The organism is Exiguobacterium sp. s26 (assembly GCF_018618235.1).
In the GTDB taxonomy this organism is placed as follows: domain Bacteria; phylum Bacillota; class Bacilli; order Exiguobacteriales; family Exiguobacteriaceae; genus Exiguobacterium; species Exiguobacterium chiriqhucha.
Genome location: NZ_JACSLS010000001.1, coordinates 415,311 through 441,104, shown reverse-complemented (window position 1 = coordinate 441,104; position 25,794 = coordinate 415,311). Strand labels below are relative to the sequence as shown.

The 25,794-nt window shown below is 51.7% G+C and carries 27 protein-coding genes and 1 other annotated feature; of the genes, 12 read left to right on the top strand and 15 right to left on the bottom strand.

Features of this window, described 5'->3' with window-relative positions; translation table 11 throughout:
- The first annotated feature begins 222 nt into the window (after positions 1-222).
- Positions 223-705, top strand: coding sequence for a GAF domain-containing protein (locus KNP82_RS02185; RefSeq protein WP_021065599.1), 483 nt, complete (start codon positions 223-225; stop codon positions 703-705).
- Between the two features lie 222 nt (positions 706-927).
- The gene (gene rpsD, locus KNP82_RS02180; protein ID WP_029595169.1) at positions 928-1,527 is read left to right on the top strand and encodes a 30S ribosomal protein S4; all 600 of its coding nucleotides are present in this window, start codon (positions 928-930) and stop codon (positions 1,525-1,527) included.
- Positions 1,528-1,570: 43 nt separating this feature from the next.
- Here the strand turns inward: rpsD and KNP82_RS02175 are convergent, their stop codons facing one another.
- Together KNP82_RS02175 and tyrS are read right to left on the bottom strand one after the other, a co-directional pair.
- Positions 1,571-2,197 (bottom strand): GTP pyrophosphokinase, encoded by a 627-nt coding sequence (locus tag KNP82_RS02175; protein WP_021065597.1) that lies wholly within the window; start codon positions 2,195-2,197, stop codon positions 1,571-1,573.
- Positions 2,198-2,304: 107 nt separating this feature from the next.
- Positions 2,305-3,552, bottom strand: coding sequence for a tyrosine--tRNA ligase (gene tyrS / locus KNP82_RS02170; protein WP_214826893.1), 1,248 nt, complete (start codon positions 3,550-3,552; stop codon positions 2,305-2,307).
- A 48-nt stretch (positions 3,553-3,600) separates the two neighbouring features.
- Positions 3,601-3,798, bottom strand: a binding site (T-box leader).
- Positions 3,799-3,965: 167 nt separating this feature from the next.
- On the opposite strand from tyrS, the gene KNP82_RS02165 reads away from it, so the two are divergent.
- The gene (locus tag KNP82_RS02165) at positions 3,966-6,461 is read left to right on the top strand and encodes a transglycosylase domain-containing protein (RefSeq protein WP_214826890.1); all 2,496 of its coding nucleotides are present in this window, start codon (positions 3,966-3,968) and stop codon (positions 6,459-6,461) included.
- Positions 6,462-6,505: 44 nt separating this feature from the next.
- Here the strand turns inward: KNP82_RS02165 and acsA are convergent, their stop codons facing one another.
- Positions 6,506-8,212: an acetate--CoA ligase gene (acsA, locus tag KNP82_RS02160; RefSeq protein WP_021065594.1), complete on the bottom strand. Its 1,707-nt coding sequence runs from the start codon at positions 8,210-8,212 to the stop codon at positions 6,506-6,508.
- A 155-nt stretch (positions 8,213-8,367) separates the two neighbouring features.
- Here acsA and KNP82_RS02155 point away from each other — a divergent pair, with 155 nt between their 5' ends.
- From KNP82_RS02155 to KNP82_RS02145, 3 genes are read left to right on the top strand one after another with little or no spacing between them, the layout of a single operon-like run.
- Positions 8,368-8,997, top strand: a complete 630-nt coding sequence (locus tag KNP82_RS02155) for a GNAT family N-acetyltransferase (RefSeq protein ID WP_058764004.1) — start codon at positions 8,368-8,370, stop codon at positions 8,995-8,997.
- A gap of 12 nt (positions 8,998-9,009) precedes the next feature.
- Positions 9,010-9,642: an acetoin utilization AcuB family protein gene (locus KNP82_RS02150; protein ID WP_214826887.1), complete on the top strand. Its 633-nt coding sequence runs from the start codon at positions 9,010-9,012 to the stop codon at positions 9,640-9,642.
- A complete protein-coding gene (locus tag KNP82_RS02145; protein ID WP_131471300.1) occupies positions 9,639-10,808 on the top strand; it encodes an acetoin utilization protein AcuC in 1,170 nt (389 codons plus the stop codon). Before KNP82_RS02150 ends, KNP82_RS02145 begins: the two co-directional genes overlap by 4 nt.
- 50 nt (positions 10,809-10,858) lie before the next feature.
- On the opposite strand, the gene ccpA is transcribed toward KNP82_RS02145, so the two are convergent.
- The 4 genes from ccpA to KNP82_RS02125 form a co-directional block, all read right to left on the bottom strand.
- Entirely contained in the window at positions 10,859-11,872 is a 1,014-nt protein-coding gene (ccpA, locus tag KNP82_RS02140) for a catabolite control protein A (protein WP_021065590.1), read from the bottom strand.
- Between the two features lie 126 nt (positions 11,873-11,998).
- The gene (locus KNP82_RS02135; protein WP_021065589.1) at positions 11,999-13,090 is read right to left on the bottom strand and encodes a bifunctional 3-deoxy-7-phosphoheptulonate synthase/chorismate mutase; all 1,092 of its coding nucleotides are present in this window, start codon (positions 13,088-13,090) and stop codon (positions 11,999-12,001) included.
- A 137-nt stretch (positions 13,091-13,227) separates the two neighbouring features.
- Positions 13,228-13,944 (bottom strand): YtxH domain-containing protein, encoded by a 717-nt coding sequence (locus KNP82_RS02130; protein WP_029595164.1) that lies wholly within the window; start codon positions 13,942-13,944, stop codon positions 13,228-13,230.
- A 22-nt stretch (positions 13,945-13,966) separates the two neighbouring features.
- Positions 13,967-14,485, bottom strand: a complete 519-nt coding sequence (locus KNP82_RS02125) for a DUF948 domain-containing protein (RefSeq protein ID WP_021065587.1) — start codon at positions 14,483-14,485, stop codon at positions 13,967-13,969.
- A gap of 173 nt (positions 14,486-14,658) precedes the next feature.
- On the opposite strand from KNP82_RS02125, the gene KNP82_RS02120 reads away from it, so the two are divergent.
- Positions 14,659-15,771 (top strand): aminopeptidase, encoded by a 1,113-nt coding sequence (locus KNP82_RS02120; protein WP_021065586.1) that lies wholly within the window; start codon positions 14,659-14,661, stop codon positions 15,769-15,771.
- Positions 15,772-15,811: 40 nt separating this feature from the next.
- On the opposite strand, the gene KNP82_RS02115 is transcribed toward KNP82_RS02120, so the two are convergent.
- The 6 genes from KNP82_RS02115 to KNP82_RS02090 all read right to left on the bottom strand — a co-directional run bounded on the left by KNP82_RS02115 (position 15,812) and on the right by KNP82_RS02090 (position 20,577).
- Positions 15,812-16,264, bottom strand: coding sequence for a Dps family protein (locus tag KNP82_RS02115; protein WP_021065585.1), 453 nt, complete (start codon positions 16,262-16,264; stop codon positions 15,812-15,814).
- 102 nt (positions 16,265-16,366) lie between these two features.
- Positions 16,367-17,674, bottom strand: a complete 1,308-nt coding sequence (gene murC, locus KNP82_RS02110; RefSeq protein ID WP_021065584.1) for a UDP-N-acetylmuramate--L-alanine ligase — start codon at positions 17,672-17,674, stop codon at positions 16,367-16,369.
- Between the two features lie 88 nt (positions 17,675-17,762).
- Positions 17,763-18,746, bottom strand: a complete 984-nt coding sequence (locus KNP82_RS02105) for a hypothetical protein (RefSeq protein ID WP_131471303.1) — start codon at positions 18,744-18,746, stop codon at positions 17,763-17,765.
- Positions 18,747-18,799: 53 nt separating this feature from the next.
- Complete coding sequence (gene ytpR / locus KNP82_RS02100) at positions 18,800-19,420, bottom strand: YtpR family tRNA-binding protein (RefSeq protein WP_058764015.1); 621 nt, start codon at positions 19,418-19,420, stop codon at positions 18,800-18,802.
- Between the two features lie 48 nt (positions 19,421-19,468).
- Positions 19,469-20,260, bottom strand: coding sequence for a DUF1444 family protein (locus KNP82_RS02095; RefSeq protein WP_131471304.1), 792 nt, complete (start codon positions 20,258-20,260; stop codon positions 19,469-19,471).
- Between the two features lie 5 nt (positions 20,261-20,265).
- Positions 20,266-20,577: a thioredoxin family protein gene (locus KNP82_RS02090; RefSeq protein ID WP_021065580.1), complete on the bottom strand. Its 312-nt coding sequence runs from the start codon at positions 20,575-20,577 to the stop codon at positions 20,266-20,268.
- Between the two features lie 114 nt (positions 20,578-20,691).
- Here KNP82_RS02090 and KNP82_RS02085 point away from each other — a divergent pair, with 114 nt between their 5' ends.
- Positions 20,692-21,024 carry a hypothetical protein gene (locus tag KNP82_RS02085; protein WP_131471305.1) on the top strand — a complete coding sequence of 111 codons (333 nt, stop codon included), beginning with the start codon at positions 20,692-20,694 and terminating at the stop codon, positions 21,022-21,024.
- Positions 21,025-21,073: 49 nt separating this feature from the next.
- On the opposite strand, the gene KNP82_RS02080 is transcribed toward KNP82_RS02085, so the two are convergent.
- Both KNP82_RS02080 and KNP82_RS02075 read right to left on the bottom strand, forming a co-directional pair.
- Positions 21,074-22,090: a PTS sugar transporter subunit IIC gene (locus KNP82_RS02080; protein WP_131471306.1), complete on the bottom strand. Its 1,017-nt coding sequence runs from the start codon at positions 22,088-22,090 to the stop codon at positions 21,074-21,076.
- Positions 22,091-22,217: 127 nt separating this feature from the next.
- The gene (locus KNP82_RS02075; RefSeq protein ID WP_029595159.1) at positions 22,218-23,291 is read right to left on the bottom strand and encodes a M42 family metallopeptidase; all 1,074 of its coding nucleotides are present in this window, start codon (positions 23,289-23,291) and stop codon (positions 22,218-22,220) included.
- A 136-nt stretch (positions 23,292-23,427) separates the two neighbouring features.
- Here KNP82_RS02075 and KNP82_RS02070 point away from each other — a divergent pair, with 136 nt between their 5' ends.
- From KNP82_RS02070 to dhaM, 4 genes are all read left to right on the top strand, one after another.
- On the top strand, positions 23,428-23,730 hold the full coding sequence (locus tag KNP82_RS02070; RefSeq protein WP_021065576.1) for a PepSY domain-containing protein: 303 nt from the start codon (positions 23,428-23,430) through the stop codon (positions 23,728-23,730).
- Positions 23,731-23,834: 104 nt separating this feature from the next.
- Positions 23,835-24,812: a dihydroxyacetone kinase subunit DhaK gene (gene dhaK / locus KNP82_RS02065; protein ID WP_214826884.1), complete on the top strand. Its 978-nt coding sequence runs from the start codon at positions 23,835-23,837 to the stop codon at positions 24,810-24,812.
- Positions 24,813-24,835: 23 nt separating this feature from the next.
- Positions 24,836-25,426: a dihydroxyacetone kinase subunit DhaL gene (gene dhaL, locus KNP82_RS02060; protein ID WP_029595157.1), complete on the top strand. Its 591-nt coding sequence runs from the start codon at positions 24,836-24,838 to the stop codon at positions 25,424-25,426.
- Complete coding sequence (gene dhaM / locus KNP82_RS02055) at positions 25,419-25,787, top strand: dihydroxyacetone kinase phosphoryl donor subunit DhaM (RefSeq protein ID WP_021065573.1); 369 nt, start codon at positions 25,419-25,421, stop codon at positions 25,785-25,787. Before dhaL ends, dhaM begins: the two co-directional genes overlap by 8 nt.
- Positions 25,788-25,794 lie beyond the last annotated feature (7 nt).

Below are 25,794 nucleotides of genomic sequence, written 5' to 3'. Positions count from 1 at the left end.
CCAAGCCGCTTTCGTGGACTTATGTATCTAAATGAATAAATGAAGTATTTTATGAGTATAGATAATACTAATCATATTATAGAACCAATGATTTGCATAGGTTTTCCAACAGTTTAGGGAGAGAATGTTATTTTCCACGCGAATCTTTTGAGAAGACAAACCGAAAAAATGCGTGTACCATAATGCTAATTCATCATGCATTCATTCATAGGAGGGAATCAAATGTTTCAAACAACGACTTACACCGGCGATTTGGCCGCCGGGTACGACATGCTCAATAAACAGTTGGCAGCACTTCTAGAAGGCGAGACGAACCGTGTCGCCAATCTATCGAACGCGAGCGCATTGCTCAACCAGTTCCTCGACCGCATCAACTGGGTCGGATTCTATTTAACAGAGGGAGAAGATGCCCTCATCCTCGGACCGTTCCAAGGCCTTCCGGCTTGTGTCCATATCGCGTTCGGTAAAGGAGTTTGCGGCACGGCGGCCTCGACGCAAGAGACGCAACTCATCGCAGACGTCCATCAATTCCCGGGCCATATCGCTTGTGACGCGGCTTCTAACTCAGAAATCGTCGTCCCGCTCGTTCGCGACGGCAAGACGATCGGTGTCCTCGATATCGACAGCCCCGAGTTCGACCGCTTCTCAGATGTCGACCGCCAAGGGCTCGAGCAATTTTGCCAGACATTACTTCGCTTCATCTGATTGACAAGCGAATCGTTTCGTCGTATACTGATTTTTGTGCATGAAATGACGATAGCAGTCATTGACAGACGTATCCACCTTTCGGGCCTCGACTGAGTCGGAGGAGCATCTCGTAGCTTCGCTATCAAGTGAAGGTGCTTGAACCTAGAAAGGGGCGTCACCCGTCTTTGACACCGTTGTTCTTTTGTGCAAAATACATGAACAACAAGGAGGAGTCCAAACATGGCTCGTTACACAGGTCCAGCTTGGAAACTCTCGCGTCGCTTAGGCATCTCGCTTAGCGAAACGGGTAAAGAATTAGCAAAACGTCCTTACGCACCAGGTCAACACGGAAATGGTCGTCGTAAAATCTCTGAATACGGTCTTCAGCTTCAAGCGAAGCAAGCACTCCGTCACATGTACGGAATCAACGAGAAGCAATTCCGTCGCATCTTCAACGATGCTGGGAAAATGCAAGGTATCCACGGTGAGAACTTCATGTTCTTGCTCGAGTCACGCCTTGACAACCTCGTTTACCGTATGGGTCTCGCTCGCACACGTCGCGGAGCGCGCCAACTCGTCAACCACGGTCACATCCAAGTTGACGGTTCACGTGTAGACATCGCGTCTTACCGTGTAAAACCAGGTCAAGTCATTTCAGTTCGCGAGAAGTCTAAAAACTTCAAAGCGATCGCTGAAGCTCTCGAAGTAGCACCAGCTACAAAAGACTACGTCACATTCGATGCTGAGAAGCTCGAAGGTACATTCGTACGTCTTCCTGAGCGCGCTGAATTGAACGACCAAATCAAAGAGCAACTCATCGTTGAGTACTACTCACGTTAATGCTTTTATCCCCTTTCCTGCCGAGGCAGGAAAGGGGATTTTTTTATTTCTTTAAAATCTGTTCACGAATCCGGCCCATCTGGGTATCGAGCGCATCCGCCATCTTCGCCGCTTCAATCAATTCGAGTTTCGACGCCTCCGGGACGACGTGCTGGTATTTATAATGAAGCTTATGCTCCGTCGCCGCCCAAAAGTCCATGGCGAGCGTGCGAATTTGAATCTCGGCGGGCACCCAGATGACGCGTTCCGCCAAATACACTTTCGTTCGGACGATAAGATGCAGGCTCCGATAGCCGCTCGGTTTCGGATGTTGGATGTAATCCTTAATCTCATCAATTTCTAAATCGTCCCGTTTTTTCAAATGATCGAGGATGGCGTAAATGTCATCGCGGAAACTCGTGACGATCCGCACTCCGGCGACGTCAGATATATTGTCCCACAGCGCTTCCACTTCTAGGGGAAGTCCTTTTTGATTCATCTTCCGAATGATGGACGGCAGCGTCTTCATCCTCGTCTTCACGTGTTCAATCGGCGAATAGCCGAGCCGCGTCTGCCAATCGAGGTCGATGATGCCGAGATCGCTCTCGAGTTCAGTGATCGCCATCTCGTAGTACCGGAACCGCTCGCGCCATTGATGGAACTGCTCGCCAAAAAATTCTTCAATATCCATAACAAATCCTCCTTGTCGTCTATACTTGCTATCGTAGCAGACCGAATCGATGTTGAGACAGAAAAAAACGTCCATGTTCGCAACATTGGCGGACATGGACGCATGCATCAGACGTGACGGATCACGAAGTATTTTTTCTTACCGCGACGGATGATGGTGAACTCACCGAGCGTATCGGCGCGTGTCACCGTCTTATCGAGCGACTGCTCCCGCTCCCCATTCAAGTAAATCGCCCCGTTTTGAACGTCTTCACGGGCTTGACGTTTCGATGGTGCAATCTTCGCTTCGACAAGAAGGTCGACGAGGTTGCGCTCGCCGTCAAGCTCGAACTGTGGCATGCCTTTAAATGCGGCATCCATGTCTTCTGGTTTGAGCGTTTTCAAGTCGCCACTAAAGAAGGCAGTCGTGATGCGTTGCGCTTGATCGAGACCTGCTTCTCCGTGGACGAGTTTTGTCATCTCTTCGGCGAGACGACGTTGGGCGACACGCTTCTCCGGTGCAGCGACCACTTCTGCTTCGAGCGCCAAGATATCTTCGTGCGACATGAACGTGAAGTATTTGATGAACTTGATGACGTCAGCGTCGTCGACGTTAATCCAGAACTGGTAAAACTCGTATGGCGTCGTCTTATCGGCGTCGAGCCAGACTGCACCGCCCGCCGTCTTCCCGAACTTTTGACCGTCCGACTTCGTCACGAGCGGCACCGTCAACCCGAACGCCTTCTCCGAGTGACCGAAGCGGCGGATGAGTTCGAGACCGGCCGTGATGTTGCCCCACTGGTCGCTGCCCCCGACTTGAAGGCGGCAGTTCTCGTTTTCGTACAACTTTAAGAAGTCGAACGATTGCAACAACATGTATGAGAATTCCGTGTACGAGATTCCGTTCTCCAAACGTGAGTCGACCGAGTCTTTGGCGAGCATGTAGCTGATCGGGAAGTGTTTCCCGATATCACGTAAGAAATCGATAATCGATAACTCTTCCGTCCACTCGTAGTTGTTGCGGATAGAGATTGGATTCTCACCTTCGAGCGGGAGGAAACGGCTCAATTGGTCTTTGATCCGATCCGAGAACTGTTTGACCGTGTCGAGCGTGTTGAGCGAACGCTCGTCCGAACGACCTGACGGATCACCAATCATCCCGGTCGCGCCACCGACGAGGGCGATGACGTGGTGTCCCGCCTCTTGGAAACGTTTGAGTGTTAAAATCGGGAGCAAGTGCCCGATATGAAGCGAGTCCGCCGTCGGGTCGAACCCGGTGTAAAGCGTCGTCGGTTTGTTCAACTGTTCTTTCAATCCTGCTTCGTCCGTCATTTGGTTGACGAGACCTCGAAATTCTAAATCCTTCAATAATTCCATCTGTTCCACTCCTTCGATTGACATAAAAAAAACGTCCCTTCTCATATGAGAAGGGACGGAGATTCCGCGGTACCACCCTAATTGCCACAGCTGTGGCCACTTGTAGCGAGAGATAACGGTCTCGACCCGGCCGAACGGCACGCTCCAAAAGTGTAATTCATCGATTGACATTGGCTAGTTCACAGCACCCACTAGCTTTCTGGACAAGCGGTCAGTCGACTACTTCGCTTTCTTCATAGCATCTTTGTTTATGGACTATGCTTTACATTTTATAAGTTCCATTTCCAAATTGTCAACTGGAAGATGGAAACTTGCAGCCGACAGTTGATTGTGAGGAAGGTCAGCAATGACTTGTGCTATAATCGTATATATTACTGTCCAAAATAGTTTTACACCATATTAAGGAGGCTGTCATGCTGCAAAAGATTCGAGACACATGGAACCAACCAAAGTCCTTGAAAGCCCGCCGTTATGCCAATGTATTTTACGATGTATCGTGGAACGTCCTGCTCCTAACGATTATATCAGTCGTTCTCATTGGATTTTTAGGCGCCGGGATCGGAGCGGGTTATTTCGCTTCTCTCGTCAAGGATATGCCGGCACCTGCATATAAGACGATGACGTCACAAATCAACACGTACTCATCGACTTCTGACATTTATTTTGGAAGCGGTGAACGAATCGGAAACTACACGACGGATGAAGTACGGATTCCCGTCGCCGTCGATAAAGTTTCTCCGTTCGTCGTCGACGCATTACTCGCCACAGAGGACGTCGAGTTTTACGAACATGATGGTGTCGTCCCGAAAGCGACGCTCCGTGCCATCTTACAAGAAGCGACCGGATCGGAAGATCGGACCGGTGGCTCTACGCTCACACAACAGCTCATCAAGAACCAAATGCTGACGAACGAAGTGTCGTTCGAACGAAAAGCGAAAGAGATTTTACTCGCCCTTCGCCTCGAGAAAGCAATGAACAAAGATGAGATCTTGAACGCGTACTTGAACGTCGTCTCATTCGGACGAAACTCGATGGGACGCAACATCTCAGGGATTGAAGCAGCCGCTCGCGGTGTCTTCAACACATCGGCTGAGAAATTGACGTTGCCACAAGCTGCTTTCCTCGCCGGGATTCCGAAAAACCCGTTCTTGTACACACCGTATTACCAAGGCGGTGTCATTAAAGAGGACGTGGCACCGGCCATCAACCGGATGAAAACGGTACTCAACCGGATGTACGTAGCCGGGAAAATCACGAAAAAAGACTACGACGCTGCATACAACTACGACATCACAAAAGACTTCATGAAGACGCAATCGAAGCCGCGTGACCGCTATCCGTATGTCGTGCAATGGGCTGAAGAAGATGCTCTCATTATCGTTCGGGACCACATGCTTAAACAAGATGGCGTGAACGTGAACGAATTGAGTGCAGAAGAGCGCAAAGAAATTACGAACACGTACGGACGTCGCGCTCACAACGCGCTCCGTCAAGGTGGATACAAGATTCATTTGTCACTCGATAAACAAGTTCACGAATCGATGCAACAACCGGCCCGGAACGTCAATAACTTTGGACCAAACAATTCACCAAATGTCGATCCTGACCAAGGTCCGGAGCAAACGGCAGCCATCATGCTCGACAACAAGACCGGTCGCATCCTCGGATTCGTCGGTGGTCGTTATGTGAACGGTAAGGCCGATGACTTCAACCGCGCCCGTTTAATGGAACGCCAAATCGGGTCGACAGCGAAGCCGTTACTCGTTTATGCGAACGCGATTGAAAAAGGTCTCATCACGACGGATACGGTCATCATCGATGAGGAGTATAAATACCAAAACGGTACAAACCCGAATACGATTTCGGTTCGAAACGAAGACCGCGGCTACCGTGGACCGATGACGGCTCGTGACGCGTTGAAGCTATCGCGAAACGTCCCGGCCGTGAAAATTTACGAAGAGCAAGGCGACTTTAGAAATGATACGGAGAAATTGATTCAGATGGGCATGAACGTCCCTGACGATACACGCGACGCGCCATCAATGGCACTCGGTGTCAGCTCGGTCTCACTCGCATCACTTGCCTCAGGTTATGCGATGCTTGCCAACGGTGGTGAACATGTCGAACCGTATATCATCGACCGCGTCGAGTATCAAGGTGAAGTCATTTACGAGAAAAATCCGAAGAAGACACGTATCTACTCAGATCGTACGGCCTACTTGATTGTCGATATGCTCCGTGACGTCTATACGTCAGGAACAGCGACGTATGCCAACTCGCTCTTGAACGTCCCCGGCGACTGGATGGGTAAAACGGGTACGACCCAAGATATTCGCGACTCCTACTTGGTCGGTTCGACACCGGGTGTCACGCTTGCCGTCTGGACAGGATATGATAAAGAAAATGGTTTGACTGACGGAGGCGCTTATGGCCGCTACTACCAACGGACACAAGGTATGTGGTCTAAGATTGCCAACAACGTCTATCTCGATCGTCCAGAAGTGTTCAACTCGAACGCTCGCTTCGTACAACCGGCTAGCGTAAGAGCTGGCGACTTCGGTGACTCTGGTTCATTCTCTGAGAAGAAAAAAGTCGAAGAGAAGAAGAAGGAAGAGGAAGCGAAGAAGAAAGCCGAAGAAGAGGCGAAGAAGAAAGAAGAAGCCGAAGAGAAGAAACAAGAGGCTGAAGAGCAGAAACAGGAAGCTGAAGAAGAGAAACAAGAAGCTGACGCTGCTGCGAAGGAAAAGGCAGCGGCTGACGCAAAAGCGAAAGCAGAAGCCGACGCAAAGAAAAAAGCGGAAGCTGATAAGAAGAAAGCTGAAGAAGAAGCAAAGAAGAAAGCCGAAGCTGAGAAAAAGGCTGAGGAAGACAAGAAGAAAGAAGACGCCGAAGCTGCAGACGGCGCCTAATCCGACAAGAAAGGTCGACACATCGCGTGTCGACCTTTTGTCGTTCAATCTTCCATTGTCGATAAGTCACCCGTCTCGAGGTTCAACTCCCATGCTTTCAAGACGCGACGCATGATTTTCCCGCTTCGCGTTTTCGGCAATTTGTCTTTGAACTCGATCTCACGCGGAGCCGCGTGAGCCGCGAGACCTTCTTTGACGAACTTTTGAATCTCCGCCTTCAACTCGTCCGACGGCTCATAGCCTTTACGGAGCGCGATGAACGCCTTGATGATCTCGCCGCGGACCGGATCTGGTTTCCCGATAACCCCGGCCTCGGCGACAGCTGGATGCTCGACGAGACGGCTCTCGACTTCGAACGGACCGACCCGTTCCCCTGCCGTCATGATGACGTCATCGACGCGGCCTTGGAACCAGAAGTAACCGTCCTCGTCCATATACGCCGAGTCACCTGAGACGTACCAGTCACCCCAGAAGTAGCTCTCATACTTGGCGTCATTCTTCCAAATTTTCCGCATCATCGACGGCCATGGCGTCTTGAGTGCCAAGTTGCCCATCCGGTGAGGCGGGAGTGGTTGACCGCGGTCGTCTAAGATGGCCGCTTCACAACCCGGGATAGCTTTGCCCATCGACCCCGGTTTGATATCCATCGTCGGATAGTTACAAATCATCATCGCGCCGGTCTCTGTCATCCACCACGTGTCATGAATCCGTAATCCGAACGATTCGTTCCCCCAACGAATGACTTCCGGATTGAGCGGTTCTCCGACCGACAGGATATGGCGGAGTGACGACAAATCATATTTTTCAAACGCCTCTTCTCCGGCACCCATGAGCATCCGAAACGCTGTCGGCGCGCTGTACCAGACCGTGACACCGAACCGTTCGATGACCGAATACCAGAACTCAGGATTGAATCGTCCCCCGACGATTACGTTCGTCGCCCCGTTCAAGAACGGTGCGAAAATCCCGTAGCTCGTACCCGTCACCCAACCTGGATCGGCTGTGCACCAGTAAATGTCGTCCGGTTGCAAGTCAAGCACCCATTTGCCGGTCATCAAATGCTGCACCATGGCGTTATGGACATGCAAGACACCTTTCGGTTTCCCGGTCGACCCTGACGTATAATGCAAAATCATGCCGTCTTCGCGGTCGACCCACGTGATGTCGAGATCGGTCGAGGCATCACCCGCCAATTTGCGGTAGTCGATGATTTTCCCTGCCTCTTTTACCTCGTCACCGACGATTAAAATCGTCTCCAAGTGCGGGAGTTGATCGACCGGGATACGCGGTAGGAGCGCCTCGGTCGTGACGATGACTTTCGCTTCCGAGTCGAGCAGACGGTCGTGGACGGCTTGCTCCATGAACGCCTCAAACAACGGACCGACGATCGCCCCGAGCTTGAGTGTACCGAGCAAAATAAAATAAAGTTCTGGACTCCGTGGCATGAAGATGAAGACGCGGTCGCCTTTCTCCACTCCAACCGATTTCAGAACGTTTCCGGCCCGATTGCTTTCTCGTTTCATGTCCTCATACGTGTAGCGCTCTTCTCGTTCCCCATCGAAATAGAGCAACGCCAGCTTTGTGGCGAGTTCACCTTCTGCGTGACGGTCGATTGCTTCGTACGCCATATTGACGTTCCCCGTCAAATTCCAAGAAAATAATGCTTCTGCTTGTGTCCACTCGAACGACTGACAAGCATCTTCATACGACGCCAATTGATGTTCCCCTGATAACGCTTTCAATTTTTCCATCGCTAAAGATTCGCCTCCCCTGTAATGAATGGTATAACCACTTTCAGTATAGTGTTAATATTATGACAAATCAATGAATTTCCAAAATCTCCAAAAGAGTGTGAAACAAGCTAAATGAAAGCGCTATAATAGAAGGTGGAAAAGGTGGTGACTCCATGGAAAAACAATATCATTCAAAGGTGTGGGAAACCTCACTCGGAGCCGTAATCATCGATGGACCGATCGAGAGCGACGTGTTGGCCACGTATCGGCTCGATGAGGGATTGACCGCATTTCGTGAACCTGAGGACCAACATAAGGCGCTCGTCGAAATCGCTGACTTGAAAGAAGGCCGCATCATCGTGGCCCGCGTCGATGACCTCGTCATCGGTTATGTCACGTATTTATATCCGGACCCATATGAACGTTGGAGCGAAGGGAACGACCCCTATATCCTCGAGCTCGGCGCGATCGAAGTGAGCCCGCGCTTCCGTGGCCAACGGATTGGCAAGCAGCTACTCGAAGTGTCGATGATGGACTCGCATATGGATGACTTCTTGATTTTGACGACAGAATATTATTGGCACTGGGACTTGAAAGGGAGCGGGCTCTCGATCTGGGACTATCGGAAAGTGATGGAAAAGATGATGAACCACGGCGGACTCGTCTTCTTCCCGACCGATGACCCGGAGATTGCCTCGCATCCGGCCAACTGTCTCATGGCACGGATTGGCAAGAACGTCCGGCAAGAAACGATCGACCATTTCGATTCGCTCCGGCTGCGGCGCCGGTTCATGTATGACTAAGGAGGGACCTGGATGTTGATTGAACAAATGATGAATCGTCATGTCGTGACGATTCAACCGACCAACACGATCGCCCATGCGGCCAAGCTCATGCGTGATCATAAAGTGCGCCATCTCATCGTCACCAACCCGGCCCGACAAGTCGTCGGAATCGTCGGCCAGTTCGAGATGAGCGGAGCGACGAGCGTGTTCCATCCGGAGAGCGAGAGCGCCGACTTCAAAAACCCCGTTTCGAGCATCATGCGTCAAGATGTGACGACGGCACATCCGTACGACTTCTTCGAAGATGCGGCCGCTCTGTTTTATGAGTATCGCCTGACCTGCCTGCCGATTGTCGAACAAGGCAAACTCGTCGGCGTCTTGACCGAGACAGACTTATTGCGTTACTTCGTCCAATTGACGGGCGCGCTCGAGCCGAGCTCTCAGATTGAGCTCTTGGTCGCTAACACGACGGGGACGCTCGAGAAAGTGACCCGGCTCCTCGCCAAGACGAACGTCAACATCATCAACGTGTTCGTTCATCCGACGCCCGACCCATATAAACGCATCATCTCGTTCCGCGTCCAGACGATGAATCCGCTCCGCATCATCGAACGGTTGAAACGCGAGGGTTACGACGTGCTCGGTCCGGAGATGTCCCAATGAGACCGGCCTACATATTCGGGGAGAACGAGAACTCGTACCGCTTCCATGCGGATCATCCGTTCAATCCGGTCCGCCTGGAGCTGACGACGTCCCTGCTCATCGCCTCAGGTAAACTTCAGGCCTCCGAGTGCATCGCCCCGTCCCTCGCCTCGGTCGAGTCGCTCGCGCTCGTCCATGACCTTGATTATATCGAAGCGGTTCAAGCGGCGGCGGCCGGTGAGCTGTCGACATTGAAAGCGAACAAGTTCGGCCTCGGCACTGAAGACACGCCGATTTTCCCAACCATCCATGAAGGGGCGGCCCGGCTCGTCGGGGGCACCGTTCACGCACTCGATTTGGTCGCGAGCGGTAAACTGGAGCGCGCCTTTCACGTCGGGGGCGGCCTCCATCACGGGATGAGGCGGAAAGCGTCCGGATTTTGCGTGTATAACGACGCAGCGGTTGCCATCGCCCACGTCCGTAAAGCGTACGGCAGCCGGGTCCTCTATGTCGATACTGACGCCCACCACGGAGACGGCGTACAATGGCTGTTTTATGACGATGACGATGTGATGACGTTATCCATCCACGAGACCGGCCGCTACCTGTTCCCGGGGACAGGAGCCGTCACAGAGCGCGGCAACGGGAATGGGTACGGCTATAGCTGGAACGTCCCGGTCGATGCGTTCACCCAAGACGAGTCGTTCTTGCGCTGTTACGAGACAGTGTTCCGGGAAGCGTGCGAATGGTTCAAGCCGGATATCATCGTGACGCAGAACGGGGCCGACGCTCATGCCTTTGATCCGTTGACGCACCTTGCCTCGACGATTCGGACGTTCGAACAGATTCCTCAAATCGCCTCTCGACTTGCCGACGAGTATACGGAAGGAAGACTCGTCGCCCTCGGCGGCGGCGGCTATGATTGGTATCGAACCGTACCCCGGGCTTGGGCGCAAGTGTGGGCCGGACTGACGCGCGAGGCGCCGTACAGCGGCGACATTCCGTCCGAATGGATCGAGCAGTGGCAGGACAAAGCGGATTTAGCCTTGCCGACACGCTGGGATGACCATCCGTACACGTTCCAACATATTCCCCGACGCCAACAAATTGAGGAGAAAAATTGGGAAGTGACGAAACGGGCGTTCTGGCCGTTCATTTCGAACGATCGCAAATCAATATATGTCTAAAAAAATCCCCTCGTCCGCGGAGTGACTCCGACAGGCGAGGGGATTTTTATTCAGTCTTGACGTACCGAATCGCGACGTTCGATGCGGTGCGGCAAGACAACGTTCTTCTCTTCGACTTCTTCCGCATTCAAGATTTTCGTCAAGAGACGCATGGCAACGGCACCGATGTCATACATCGGTTGGACGACCGTCGTCAATTTCGGACGAATCATCGTAGCGAGACGCGTGTTATCATGGCCGACGACTTCAAAATCGTTCGGGACCGAGAAACCGGCGTCTTGAATCGCGTGAATGACACCGAGTGCCATCTCATCCGTACCGGCGAAAATCGCTTTCGGGCAATCGTCACGTTCGAGCATCTTCTGCATCGCCTCAAGGCCTGATGCGTACGTGTAATTCCCAAGGACGACGTCACTCTCACGGAACGGGAGTCCGGCGTCGTCAAGGGCACGGCGGTAGCCAGAGAATTTCTTCTCGCCATTGATTTGTTGCTCGAGTGGACCTGTGATGAAGCCGACTTGTTTATGACCGTGGCCAATCAACATTTCGGTCGCGTCGTATGCCGCTTGCTCATAATCGATGTTGACCGCAGGGAGGTCATACCCTTGGTTGAGTGTCGCCGCGAGGACGATTGGGACCGGTGACTTCTTAAACTCGTTGACGAGGTCTTCATGCAGACGACCGCCCATGAAAATGATGCCGTCGACTTGTTTCCCGAGCAATGTGTTCAACAAATGGATCTCTTTGTCACGGTTCGAGTCCGAGTTCCCGAGGATGATGTTGTACTTGTACATCGTCGCGACGTCCTCGATTCCGCGGGCAAGGTCTGCGAAGAAGATGTTCGAGATATCTGGGACGATGACGCCGACCGTCGTCGTCTTCTTACTGGCCAGTCCACGTGCGACAGCGTTCGGACGATAGCCGAGACGGTCAATCGCATCCTGGACTTTCTTGCGGGTCGTCGGTTTGACGTTCGGGTTTCCGTTGACGACGCGTGAGACGGTTGCCATCGACACCCCGGCTTCTCGTGCGACATCATAGATGGTTACATTGTTACTATTCATTAAAACTCCTCCTACAAGCAATGATTTTCAAACGATTTTCAAAAAACGTGTCAAAAAAGGAAGACAGGTATCTGTCATCATTTTACCCTGTCTTCACGCTATATAAAACGTTTCCAATTGGAAAGCTTACTTTTTCACCAAATCAAGTTGAGGGAACTGGGCCGTTAGCCCGTCCACGAATTGATCGAACTGATCGAAATCGAGTTGTTGCTGGGCATCCGATAAGGCGATGGCCGGGTTCGGGTGTACTTCCACCATGACTCCGTCCGCTCCGACTGCAAGCGCCGCTTTGGCCGCTGGCAGTAACAAGTCGCGTCGTCCTGTCGAGTGCGTCACGTCGACCATGACCGGCAAATGCGTCTCTTGTTTCAAAATCGGGACCGCTGTGATGTCGAGCGTGTTGCGTGTCGCCCGTTCATATGTCCGGATGCCGCGTTCGCACAAGATGACTTGGCTGTTGCCGCTCGCCATGATGTACTCGGCCGCATAGATGAACTCTTCAATCGTAGCCGATAAGCCACGCTTCAAGAGCACCGGTTTATCCGTCTTCCCGACTTCTTTCAGCAAGTCGAAGTTTTGCATATTGCGCGCACCGACTTGGATGATGTCCACGTATGGAAGTGCCGATTCGACCGCACCAGGCGTCATGATTTCAGAGATGACCCGTAAGTCATGACGATCTGCCGCTTGCTTAAGCAGTTTCAACCCCTCGAAGCCGAGACCTTGGAAGTCGTATGGTGAAGTACGTGGCTTGTACGCCCCGCCTCGCAAGATTTTCACTCCGGACAGCGCCAATTTCTCAGCGACGGCGTTCACTTGCTCAAACGATTCGACCGCACATGGTCCCGCAATCAGTTGCGGACGTCCATTGCCAATTTTGACATCATCGAGCGTGACAATCGTGTCTTCGGCTTGGCGTTTCCGTGAAACGAGCAGCGTCTTGTCACGATCTTCGCCTTGCAGTTCGGCCGAAGCTTTAAACATCTCTTTGAACAGATGTTGCAAGCGAGCCGTCTCGAACGGACCCGGATTCTCTGCCGCGATGAAGTCGAGCATCTCACGTTCACGTACCGGATCGTATCGCTCCACACCTTGCAGACGTTTTACTTTTCCAATCTCAACAGCGAGTGTGCCACGGCGGCTGAGCAAGTCGAGCATCTCACGATTCAACTCATCCATCTCGCGACGTAATCGATTCAACTGATCTTGTGGACTCATAATTACCCTCTCATTTCTAAGCCGTTCTTTCCAGATTCCTAATTATAACGAACTTTAATCGCTTTGTCATAGGGAAATGGGCTGACGACACAAAATCAACAAAAAAAGCGCCCGGCTAGTCCCGGACGCGTCATCACTTATTTGTTGCCGTTTTTAAGGTCTTGCTTCAAGTTGTTCAATTCTTGTTTCGACTCATCGTCGAGCAAGTCTTTCACAGGTGCCTCGAAGTCTGACTCATAGTCTTCCGATTGGTCACGGCTGCTCGTTGTTTTTTGTTTGTTTGCAGCCGATTTCGTCGCGTTCGATTTGTTCGCGTTCGGCTTATTGTCTGATTGTTTCGGTTTGTCTGTCGACGCTTCTGACTTCGACGACTCGTTTGACTCATTTGAGGCTTTCGCTTCGTTCGAATCTTTTGCTTCGTTCGACTGCTCTTCTGAAGCCTTATCGAGTTGCTCTTTCACTTCGGCTTCCGCCTCCGCTACGAGTTGATCAGCTTTCTCCATCGCTTCTTCGATTGACAATTCGTCTTCATCGACTTGTTGTTTCAATTCAGCCGCTTCACGGGCCTTGTCTTTGACGAGGTTTAAGACCGGAGCCGCTTTATCGCTCGCTACTTTAATCCATTCGCCGACGACCGGTTCTGCTTTTTCACGAACTTCTTTCGACTTGACGGTCAATCGCTCACGCGACGTCGCCGTTTTCTCGTCGAGGTATGTCCGTACTTCACGTCCGCTCTTCGGTGATGTGAGGAGTGCTACTGCTGCACCAATCACGCCGCCGAGGACGACACCAGCTAAAAACCCACCGCTTGATTGCTGTTCATTCGTATATGTCTTGTTCTTGTCGTATGTCATCGTTACTTCCTCCTTGTGATAGTTATGATTTGATTGTATCGTCTGTCGCAATCAACCCTGGTGAAACCGTAGTCGGTTCTTGTTTACGGTCCCGACGGCCGCGACGACGTGATGGTCGTTCGTCTGAAGACGTTTCTGTTTTGTTTTTCTTAAATAATTCTACAGCGACCGATCCCCAACGTACCGCTTGGGCAATCTGCTCTTTATTCTCGTCTGCTGCTACGTGAACAGAAGAAGAAACCGTCCGTACCGACTCTGTCACTTCGTTGAGTGACGTGCCGAGCTCATCAAGGGCGTGTGCCACCGGTGCGAGCAATTCTGTTTTCTCCTCGACGTTATCCACGAGACGGTTCGTCTTATGTAAGAGCGCCGTCACTTCCATTGTGATTCCGTCTAATTGACGTTCTAAGTTTTCAGTTGTGTTGGCGACGCTGCCGAGTGTCCGATTGACGTTCGACAAGACACGTGCCAAGAAAAATACGAGTACGACAAATGCGAGTGCTGCGACGAGCCCTGCAATGCCTCCTAATGTGATTTCCATGCATCCATTCCTCCTATTCGATAATGTGGTGGTTTCATTATAGCACCATTATGACTCAAAAGATTTGTCACAACCGTTTTCGCCATCCGGTCTGATTATTCCTTTACCCGTTTTTATGTTTTCGATTACACTAAAATAGAAATAAATTTAAAAAAGTTAAAAGGGGTGTTCGTATGAGAGATCCAAGAATCACGCAACTCGCTGATGGATTAATCAATTATTCAGTCGAATTGAAACCGGGGGAACGCGTTCTCATTGAAAATTTCGGCGTCGAGGAATCGCTTGTCGAAGCGCTCGTCGAAAAGGCGTATGAGGCTGGGGGGCATCCGTTCGTCTTATTGAAAGAGAGCCGCATCTTGCGCAAACTTTATACGGGAGCGAGCCGGGAACAGCTCGAACTCATGGCCGACATCGAACGCAAACAGATGCAAGCGATGGACGCTTACATCGGCCTTCGTGCCGGTGACAACATCAACGAACTGTCAGACGTGCCGGCCGAGCAACAAAAACTCGTCGGGGCCACTATCGGTAAAATGCATACCGAGGACCGCGTCAAAGGAACGAGATGGGTCGTGCTCCGTTATCCATCGCCGTCGATGGCACAACTCGCTGGTAAATCGACTGAGGCGTTCGAAGACTTCTACTTCAACGTCTGCACACTCGACTACGGTAAGATGGACCGGGCCATGGACGCGCTCGTCAGCCTCATGAATGAGACCGATCGTGTCACAATCAAAGGACCAGGGACGGACCTCACGTTCTCAATTAAAGACATTCCGGCCATCAAGTGTTCTGGCCAAATGAACATTCCGGACGGTGAAGTGTTCACAGCTCCGGTCAAAGATTCGATCAACGGTGTCATCACGTACAACACGCCGTCACCGTATCACGGCTTCACGTTCGAGAACGTGTCGTTGACGTTCAAAGATGGAAAGATTGTCGATGCGACAGCGAACGACACAGACCGAATCAATGAAGTGTTCAATACGGACGAAGGGGCACGTTTCGTCGGCGAGTTCGCCATCGGCGTCAACCCGTACATCCAACATCCGATGAAGGATATCTTGTTCGATGAGAAAATCGACGGCAGTTTCCACTTTACACCGGGTCAGGCGTATGATGACGCTTATAACGGCAACAACTCGTCAATCCATTGGGACCTCGTCAATATCCAACGCCCTGATTACGGCGGCGGCGAGATTTGGTTCGATGATGTCTTGATTCGTAAGGACGGGCGTTTCGTCGTCGACTCGCTCTTGCCACTCAACCCAGAGAACTTGAAATAACAAAAACAAGCGTGCCGATGACGGTACGCTTGTTTTTTCGTTACAGCTTCGTCTTTTTACCGAGCGCAGCCGACATCATCCAAATCTCTTTTTCGAGTCGTTCGATATGAGACACGAATGTGTCCTCGATGGCTTCGTCCCCGTCTTCGAAGTTCTCCATCGCGTCTTGCATCTCTTGGCGAATCTGTTTGAAGTCACTGATGACATCTTTAATCATCTGCTCGGTATCCGCGTGGCGGTCCCCTTCTTGCAACGTCGAATGTTCGAGATACTCCTTCATCGTCGCATACGGTTCGCCATCGTTCATCAATAGACGTTCCGCCACGTCATCGTACAGTTCGGCGACGAGATTATACAGTTCCTCTAATTTTTCATGATACGTGAAGAAGTGAGGGCCGCTAATGTACCAATGGTAGTTGTGCAGTTTGACGAATAAGAGGCCATAGTTGGCTACCTCTTTGTTCAATGTGTTTAATGCGCCTTGGCTTGCCATCCTTAACATCTCCTTTTCCAAATTCAGTCGCTAGTATTATTACCGTCTTAGCTCGATGTTAAACACAAAAAAAACGAACGGCATCAGCCGTTCGCTCTCGATTCACGCTTCAAGTTGGACGTGTTTCTCATATTCGCGTTGATAAGTCTGGATGTCCCCAGCCCCCATGAACAGGAGGACGGCATTGTCATGTGCCTGGAGCACTTGCGTTCCGCCACGCTTTAACACGTTCGCGCCTTCGATGCGCGATTGCAGGTCTTCAATCGTAACTGTACCTTCTTGTTCGCGAGCCGAACCGAAGATGTCACACAAGTAAACGGCATCCGCTTCGGCTAATGCCGCAGCGAAATCATCCATGAATGATTTAAGACGCGTGTACGTGTGCGGTTGGAAGATAGCTACAACTTCACGGCCGACGTATTTTTTACGCGCCGCTTCCACTGTCGCACTGATTTCCCGTGGATGGTGGGCATAATCATCCACTAACACTTGGCTTCCGAGCGTCGATTCGCTGAAACGACGTTTCACGCCGTTGAACGTCTCGAGGCGGTCTTTGACCAACTCTTTCGGTAAGTTCTCGTAGTCACATGTCGCGATGACGGCAAGTGCGTTCAAGACGCTATGGTTCCCGTATCCTGGAATCCGGAACGTCCCATAGAAGTCGTCACGCAAATACACGTCAAACGTCGTCCCGTTATCCGTCGAGTTCACGTTCTCGGCGCGGAAGTCGTTATGAGCGCCAAAACCGTAATAGACGATTGGCACGTTCGCTTGAATGTGTTGAAGATTTTCATCATCCCCGCAAGCGATGATGCCTTTCTTCACTTGCTTGGCCATCTCTTGGAATGCGTCGATGACGTCATCGAGTCCTGAGAAGTAATCAGAATGATCAAAGTCGATGTTCGTCATGATGGCATAGTCCGGACGATAGTATAAGAAGTGACGCTTATACTCACAAGCCTCGAAGACGAAGTTTTTCGAGTCTTCGACACCTTCACCCGTACCATCGCCAATCAAGAATGATGTCGGCTCGATGCCACGCATGACGTGGGCCAACAGACCTGTCGTCGATGTTTTCCCGTGAGATCCAGTGATGGCGACACTAGTGTAGTGGTCAGCCAACTCGCCTAGAAACTCATAGTACTTGTATATCGTCAATCCGAGTTCGCGTGCCCGAACAACTTCAGGGTGATCGTCTGTGAAGGCGTTACCTTGGACGACGATTTGCCCTTCAGTAATGTTTTCAGGGTCAAACGGAAGGATTTCAATTCCTTTACGGTTCAATGCTTCTTCAGTAAAAAATGCTTTGTCAACGTCCGAACCTCGGACCTCATTATTCATGTCATTTAAAATTTGAGCTAAAGGACTCATGCCCGTTCCTTTAATTCCGACGAAGTGATAACGGTTCATCTGTAAATAGCCCCCCTAATTCATTGCGGTCTGTTTCAAAAATGCGACAAACCTTTGTCATTATAGCAAAACTACCGGAGTCATGCTATTACAGATTATTGTTTTTTTTAGCCAATCGGCGACTCTTGTACATCGCCATCCGGTCTTGCGGCGTCATCATGACGTTGAGCGGAGGGCCATCCGCTTTGTATGACACGCCCATGGCGGGCGTCAATGTTTCTTCATCAGGCACATCGACCGGTTCGTCCGACTGTAATGTTTTCGCAACATCCTCAACAATCGGTGCCACCGTCTCGACCGATGCTTCAGTCGGCAACGATGGTTCGGTCACATCTTGTTTTTCTTCACGAACGGCAATCTTTGACGATTTCAAATCGGTCGACCCCATGAAGACCGAGGCAAATCCGCTCTCTACAATCGAGACTTCCCCGAGGAGCGGTTTTGTATCTGATTCATCCGGCTCATCTTCCAAGACGGTCGGACTCTCGTCAATTGGTTGCGATGTTTCCGCGGAAATAATTGACGCTTCGATTGGTGAATCTGTTTGCTCGGCCACCATTTCCTCAAGCGTCTCCGCTACTGGCGCTTCGTCCGCTGTGACATCAAAGTCAGACTGTGGTGTCATCGCTTCGTCCGTGTCCGGCGCCGATTCATCAACCGACTCCATCACCGGTTCATCTACTGATTCGATCACCGATTCGTCTACTGATTCAACAACGGATTCGTCTACTGACTCCATCACCGATTCATCTACAGAATCAATTACCGGTTCGTTCTCAGGCTCAGGCGTTACGCTTGGTGGCACCGCCTCTGACATTTCCTCAACTGGGACGGCCACTCGCTTCGCTTGGCGCATCGCTGAATCGTCTCGCGTCTCCGGAGAATGTTCAGTCGGCAAGATGATTTTCGGTTTCGGTCGGGCGTATCCATAAATCGGAGACGGTACATCCGACGGCACAAATTCATCCTTCGGCTCGGGCTTCGGTGCAGGCGCACCTTTCTTCCCTTCTTGGGATAGTTCGCGTCGAATTCGGTCTGCTTGCTGTTTTAATGAACGTTCATATGCATCCATACTTGATTCCTCGCTTTTTCACTCAATCCTATTTAGCAAAAAATCGGTCGAGTTTAGCGACCGATTTCAAATGCTTTACCTACTTCATATTCGTCATCTAATACGAGAATTCCTTTTTCTTGCGGTGCATCAGGCAAGTTCAATTCACGCGCCGAACAAATCATCCCGTGTGAGCTCTCACCACGTAATTTAGACGGGCGAATGATCAAACCTGATGGCATGACTGCACCCGGTTTCGCGACGACGACTTTTTGGCCGGCCGCAACGTTCGGTGCGCCACAGACGATTTGGACCATACCTTGGTCAGTCTCGACCTGACAAATCGACAATTTATCGGCATCCGGGTGTTTCTCAGCTTCTTTGACATAGCCGACGACGAATTTCGGGGTAAAGTCCACGCCCGACAACTCGGCTTCGATATTTTGTTTGCGCAAGATGACACCGAGCGTCTCAATCAATTCGGCCGTCAATTCGACCGGTCCATGCCAATCGCTGACATCAAAATAGTTGCTCGCGTTGAACACGTTGTAGCCATTGACTTTCCCTGTCGTCGACTTAACGATGGCGACATCGTCTTTCCGTTCAACAACTTGATGATGGCGATCGCCTTCTCTTAACAGGACCATGAGGACATCGCCGATTCCTTCACGGTTATAAAAAGCATTGATTTGCATACGTAAAAACGCCCCTTCTTTCAAACTAGACACAAATAGTTTAGCAGATTATGCGTCGGTTGGTGGGTTCTTTTTTCCGACAATGAAAATTGGCTCGAGTACGCCAGCCTCATAATGGAAAGAAAGAGCCGTCACCGGAATCCGACCGTTCGTGAAAAAGTCGAACATGAGCTGCTGCATCGCATCATAACCCTGATCGTTGCGGATGTCCGCGATGATCATCACGTCCTGGTGCGGTACCCCGACGAGCATATCGCCTTCGATACGGCGCTCCATGACCCGCAAGAACTCATCATTTAAAATCCGTGACGCTTCATACCCGTCCCGAGCAGCCAGAAAATAGAACGTATTCCCGGCCACGGTATCTTCTTTTAAATCGGTCGGCAACTTCTTGACGTTGTCTCGTGCCAATTCGTCAAGACGCGTCAAAGGCATCCCGTCCAAATGCCGCTCTTCGATCAAGCGATAGCCGTTGCCCAAATCGAGTGCATAAAAGACAGCCGTCTCAGCTGTATGTGGCGTCATCGCGAGTGCTTCCCCACGCTTCGTCTCCGTCGAGAACGAGGCCGAACGGATGACGGGATAAATGTTCGCTTCATTGCCAGCGAGTGTGACCGCATCGTCGGCCGAGAGCGCTGTCTCGATGTAGTCGACGACCTCTTCAATGGCGACTTCTCCCCGGACTTTCGCTTTCGCTACGAGCGGGGCGAGACGGATGTTGACGCCGAACCGGTCCGTGGACCGCTCGATGCGCAACACCTCGTTCTCACGGTCATACGAGGTCCGGTACCCTTCCGTAAACCGGCGTTCGAGATGGCGACGTAATTCATTCCGTTCCATCTAGCTCACCCTAACCCATGAAGGAAGGCTTCGACTTGCTCAGGCGTCTTCCGTTCGCGTCCGACATAGCGGTCGACTTCTTGTCCGCCGTTGAAAGCGACGAAGCTTGGAATCCCGAAAATGTCGAGTTCTTGAGCAAGCTCCATCCATTCATCACGATCGACGTAATAAAATGACCAGTCTGAGAACTTCGCTTCAATGTCCGGCATGAATGGGTCGAGGAAACGGCAATCGCCGCACCACGTTGCTGAAAACATGAGGACGCTCTTCCCTTGTTTCGCTGCTGTATATTCGTTCATCGTTGTCAGTTGTTTCATCTTCACCACTCCTGTTCTTTTTTCCTCATTCATGATAGCATAAGTCCGTTGTCACATTCCGCTCTCGTGTTTTATGATAGTCGGGAGTGAAGACTACGTGAAAAAGGTGAAGTCATGACAAAATGGACACGCGAACAGTTGAATCCAGAAATGAAGCATCCACTTGAACAACTCGTCGGCGTCATCGGCATGTTGGCGATTCTGCGCTACGGTTATTTGTTTATCGATACGGACAAATCACGAGGCGAGATTTTCATTTGGCTCGTCGTCGGATTCGCCGTGATTTACATACTTGAACGCGTCGTCAAGCGTCTTGTGCGCAGGCTGCCCATCATTCGAAAACGTTTTTTACTCCCCGTTTATGCCGTCCTGCTCGTACTATTCCTCGCGAGCTTCCGCGTCCCGCGGGAAACGGTCGAAATCGTCCGGAATTTTTTCGGGTGGTGAACGAAAGAGAGCGTCCCGCTTATTTGCCGGGACGCTCTCTTTCGTATGTTCAATATTCGATTTTCATGTCGTTCGGTCGAATCCGGTTCATCCGGACCAACACTTGATAGACGGCGTAGCTGAGCACCGCTGGCCCGACGATTAAAAAGCCGAAGACGACGATGAACGTATACCAACTGAAGCCCATCGTTTCGAGCATGACGATCGGTCCGACGAGTCCACTTGTTCCCATGCCAGCGCCTGCCGCGACGCTATCGAGTTCAAACAACAGAATCGCAATCGGCGCGAGCACGGCGCCGGCCACGGTCGGCGGCAACAGAATCCATGGGTTTTTGACAATATTGCCGACTTGGAGCATAGATGTACCGATGCCTTGGGCGATGGCGCCTCCGATGCCATTGTCCCGATAGCTCGTGATGGCAAACCCGACCATTTGGGCAGCACACCCGACCGTCGCCGCGCCGGCGGCAATCCCGCTCAAACCGAGCATGAGGGCGATGGCCGCGCTCGAGATCGGAGCCGTGAGGGCGAGCCCCATCAACGTCGCGACGACGACTCCCATGAACAGTGGTTGTTGTTCCGTTCCCCATTCGATCCATGTGCCGAGCTGTGTCATGAACAACCCGACGTATTTACCGATATAGGTCGCACTCAAATAACCGATGCCGATCGTCGTGAACGGCGTGACCAAAATATCGAGTTTCGTCGACTTCGAGACGAGCTTGGCGACTTCGACGGCGAGCAACGTCGCCACATAACTGCCGGCTGGTCCGAACTCATAGCCGAACGCCCCGACGACGAGTGCCGAGAACAAGATGAGTGGTGGTGCCTGGAGCGCATAGGCGATGGCGATTCCGATGGCAGGCCCGGTCAAGCCGATGGCCACGTCACCAATTTCGATGAGCGTCGAACCAAATCCAGACAGGTTCGTCTCGAGCAACTGTCCTCCGGCCGTCTTCATAATCAAGCCGATAATGAGCGTACTGAATAATCCGAGTGCCATATAACTGAGAGCCGTCACGAAATAGAGCGACGGACTGAGCGTAATCCCTTTTTTCTTAAGCATGGAAATTCCTCATTTCTGTCTTGTCAGTCGTAAAGTTCCTGTCTTCACACTTTTATCAGTATAAACGTTTCTCGTGAAATTTCAATATGAAAAAAACGCCACTCCACGAGTGACGTTCTTCGTTCAATTAGCGTGAAGCCCGGAGCGTCTCCATCGTCGAGCGATCGAGTCGTTTGACGAGTGCCTTCAGGAGCGCTTTCGCCGCGTCGTAGTCGTCCGTATGCAAAATCGAGGCATGCGTGTGGATATAACGCGCCGCGACACCGATGACGGCCGTCGGCACCCCTTCCCCGCTCATGTGGATGCGACCCGCATCCGTGCCACCTGGCGAGACGAAATACTGGGTCTTAATGTTTTCATCAGATGCCGTATCGAGCAGGAAGTCACGCATCTCAGGAGACATGACCATGACTCGATCGAGGATACGAATGAGTGCCCCTTCCCCGAGCTGTCCGAACTCTGTCTTATTGCCTGATGCATCGTTGGCTGGTGATGCGTCGAGGACGAGCGCGACATCCGGACGAATCATTTCGGCTGCTGTTTGGGCACCACGGAGACCGACTTCTTCTTGTACGGTCGCCCCGGCGAACAAGATGTTCGGGTGATCGGCTTTTGTCGTCTCTTCGAGCAACTCGACGGCGAGCCCGACGCCGTAGCGGTTGTCCCATGCCTTGGCCATAATTTTTTTCGGATGTTTGAGCGGCGTGAACTCGCTCGTCGGCACAGCCGGTAGACCCGGACGTACGCCCCACGATTCGGCCTCTTCTTTCGTATCGGCCCCGATATCGATAAACATTTGCTTCATGTCCATCGGCTTGTTCATCGCCTCCGGTCCAAGCAAGTGCGGCGGCGTCGATGCGACGACCCCTGGAATCAATCCATCGGCCGTAACGATGTCAAATCGTTGTGCCATGAGCACTTGGCTCCACCATCCGCCGAGCGGTTGTATGTACAGCATCCCGTTTTCTGTGATCCGGGTGACCATGAACGCGACTTCGTCCATATGTCCAGCGACCATGATGCGTGGGCCCGCCTCGTCCCCGACCCGTTTCCCAAAGATTGAGCCGATGCCATCCGTCATGACTTCATCGACGTGCGGTGTGATTCGGTCACGAACAAACCGGCGGACCTCTGATTCAAACCCGGGCGCGCCCGGAAGCTCTGTCAACGTCTTGAATAAGTCTCTCGTTTTTTGTTCCATTTCCATCCATCCCTTCAACCGTTCTTGTATCATTATATACAGAACTTTTCGACAGATGCGAATGGTTTTCGTTCCAATGGGGTACAGGTTTTGGTACGATGTACATGATAGCCATAGTTCAAGGGGAGGTAGTCATATGAAGAAAAGATATTGGTTAGTTGGAATCGGGGTTGCCATCGCAGCCGCACTTATGACGAAAAAAGTGTTAGATGAACGAAGCTTATCGGCCGAGGATGCGCTTGAGTACACGAAGCGTGCATTTTCAGCCAAAGGTCACGTCCAAGGGGCATGGATCTCGGCATCACCTGAGATTTATACGTATGACGGACGCGAGTACGACGTCTTCAAAGGCGGCATCTCGGTTCTCGAGAACGACGAAGAGAAGACGTACCAATTCACAGTCGATTCAGAGACTGGCGCTCTACTTGAATATGCATGAGATGAGGTCGGCGAATATTTTCGCCGACTTTTTTTGTTTAATTCACCCAAAAGAGTGGAAAATTGAATATGGTACTTTTCAAACTCAAAAAGGAGTGATCCCACGTGAAGAAACTGATCGGTGAAGCAAACGAGCTCGTGTCACAAATGGTCGAAGGTATGGTCCACGCCCACCCTGAACTGTACGGTCGTGTGGAAGGATTCAATGTCATCTGTCGTGCCGACGGGGCCAAGTCCGGGAAAGTCGGACTCGTCTCAGGTGGAGGGAGCGGTCACGAACCAGCGCACGCCGGTTATGTAGGCGATGGGATGCTCGATGCCGCCGTATGCGGTGAAGTGTTCACGTCCCCGACGCCGGACATGGTGCTCGAAGGCATCAAAGCGGCCGATGGCGGCAATGGCGTATTGCTCGTCGTCAAAAATTACGCAGGTGACGTCATGAACTTCGAACTCGCCGCCGAGCTCGCGGACGCCGAAGGGATTAAAGTCGATCACGTCGTCGTCGCCGACGATGTCGCTATCACGAACAAAGAAGACCGTCGCGGTGTCGCCGGTACCGTGTTCGTCCACAAGATTGCCGGTGCAGCCGCAGCGAGCGGGAAATCACTCGACGAAGTGAAAGCGCTTGCAGATAAAGTCGCGGCCAATGTCCGCTCAATGGGGATGGCCGTCGAACCTTGCTATATGCCAGTGAGCGGTAAACCTGGATTCGATTTGAACGAAGAAGAAATGGAAATTGGAATCGGGATTCACGGAGAACGCGGCGTCGAACGGAAACCGACGACGAACGTCGATGCGATTGTCGATGACTTGCTCGATCATTTGAAAAAAGAAGTCAGCCCCGGCGAAGTCGCCGTCATGGTCAACGGTATGGGCGGAACGCCTCTATCTGAACTGTACGTGACGTATCACTTCGTCGCGAAAAAATTGGAAGATGCCGGCTATTCATTGAAACGGAAATACGTCGGCAACTATATGACGTCACTCGAGATGCACGGCTTCTCGATCACACTCTTGCCGCTCGATGAAGAGTTGACGGGCTATCTCGATGCACCATCGGCGGCACTCGGTTTCAAACTCTAATCTACGAATGAGGTGTTCATGCAATGTTGACGATTGAAGGATTCAAGCAAGCATTACGGCACGCCCAATCAGAGATTGAGGCGAACAAGGATACATTGACCGATCTCGACCGCACTATCGGCGACGGAGATCACGGCATCAATATGTCACGTGGCTTTGAAGCGGTTGTCGCTGTCCTCGATGATGACTACGCAACTCTCGGCGACTTGAGTAAGAAAGTCGGGATGACGCTCATGTCGAAAGTCGGTGGTGCAGCCGGTCCACTTTACGGTTCCGCCTTCGTCAAGGCAGCGCCTAAGTTTGGTGACGCGACCGAAGCCGATTTCAATCTCGTCAAAGAAGCGCTCGTCGAAGCAGCGACAGCAATCAAGGCGCGCGGGAAATCGGAAGTTGGCCAAAAGACGATGGTCGATGTGTGGGACCCGTTCTTGAGTGACTTGAACGAGTCCGACGACTTTGACGCGAAACTTGATCAACTCGTCGGTGCGACCGAGGATATGGTCGCCACGAAAGGACGGGCGTCTTATTTCGGTGAGAACTCTCGCGGCACCGTCGACCCGGGGGCACTCTCGAGTTCAATCGTCTTAAAAGCGATTATGAAGGAGGTTGAGTGATATCGTAGAGCTCATCATCGTATCCCATAGCGCCAAAATCGCTGAAGGGATTCAAGACTTGATGAAAGAGATGGCCCCATCCGTTCCGATTCATTTAGCGAGCGGGCTTGAAGACGGCAGCATCGGGACTGATGTGACCCGAATCCTTGAGGCCATCGAAGCCGTCGACAAAGAGGCACTCATCTTATCGGATATCGGTTCGGCCACGATGAACGCCGAACTGGCCGTCGATATGTATGAAGGCGAGAAGACCGTCCAGTTTTATGACGGTCCAATCGTCGAGAGCGCCTTCGTCGCTTCCGTTTCAGCCGGTAACGGCATGGACGTTGCTCAAATCGTCGAACAGTTAAAGATGGCATAAAAAAAGA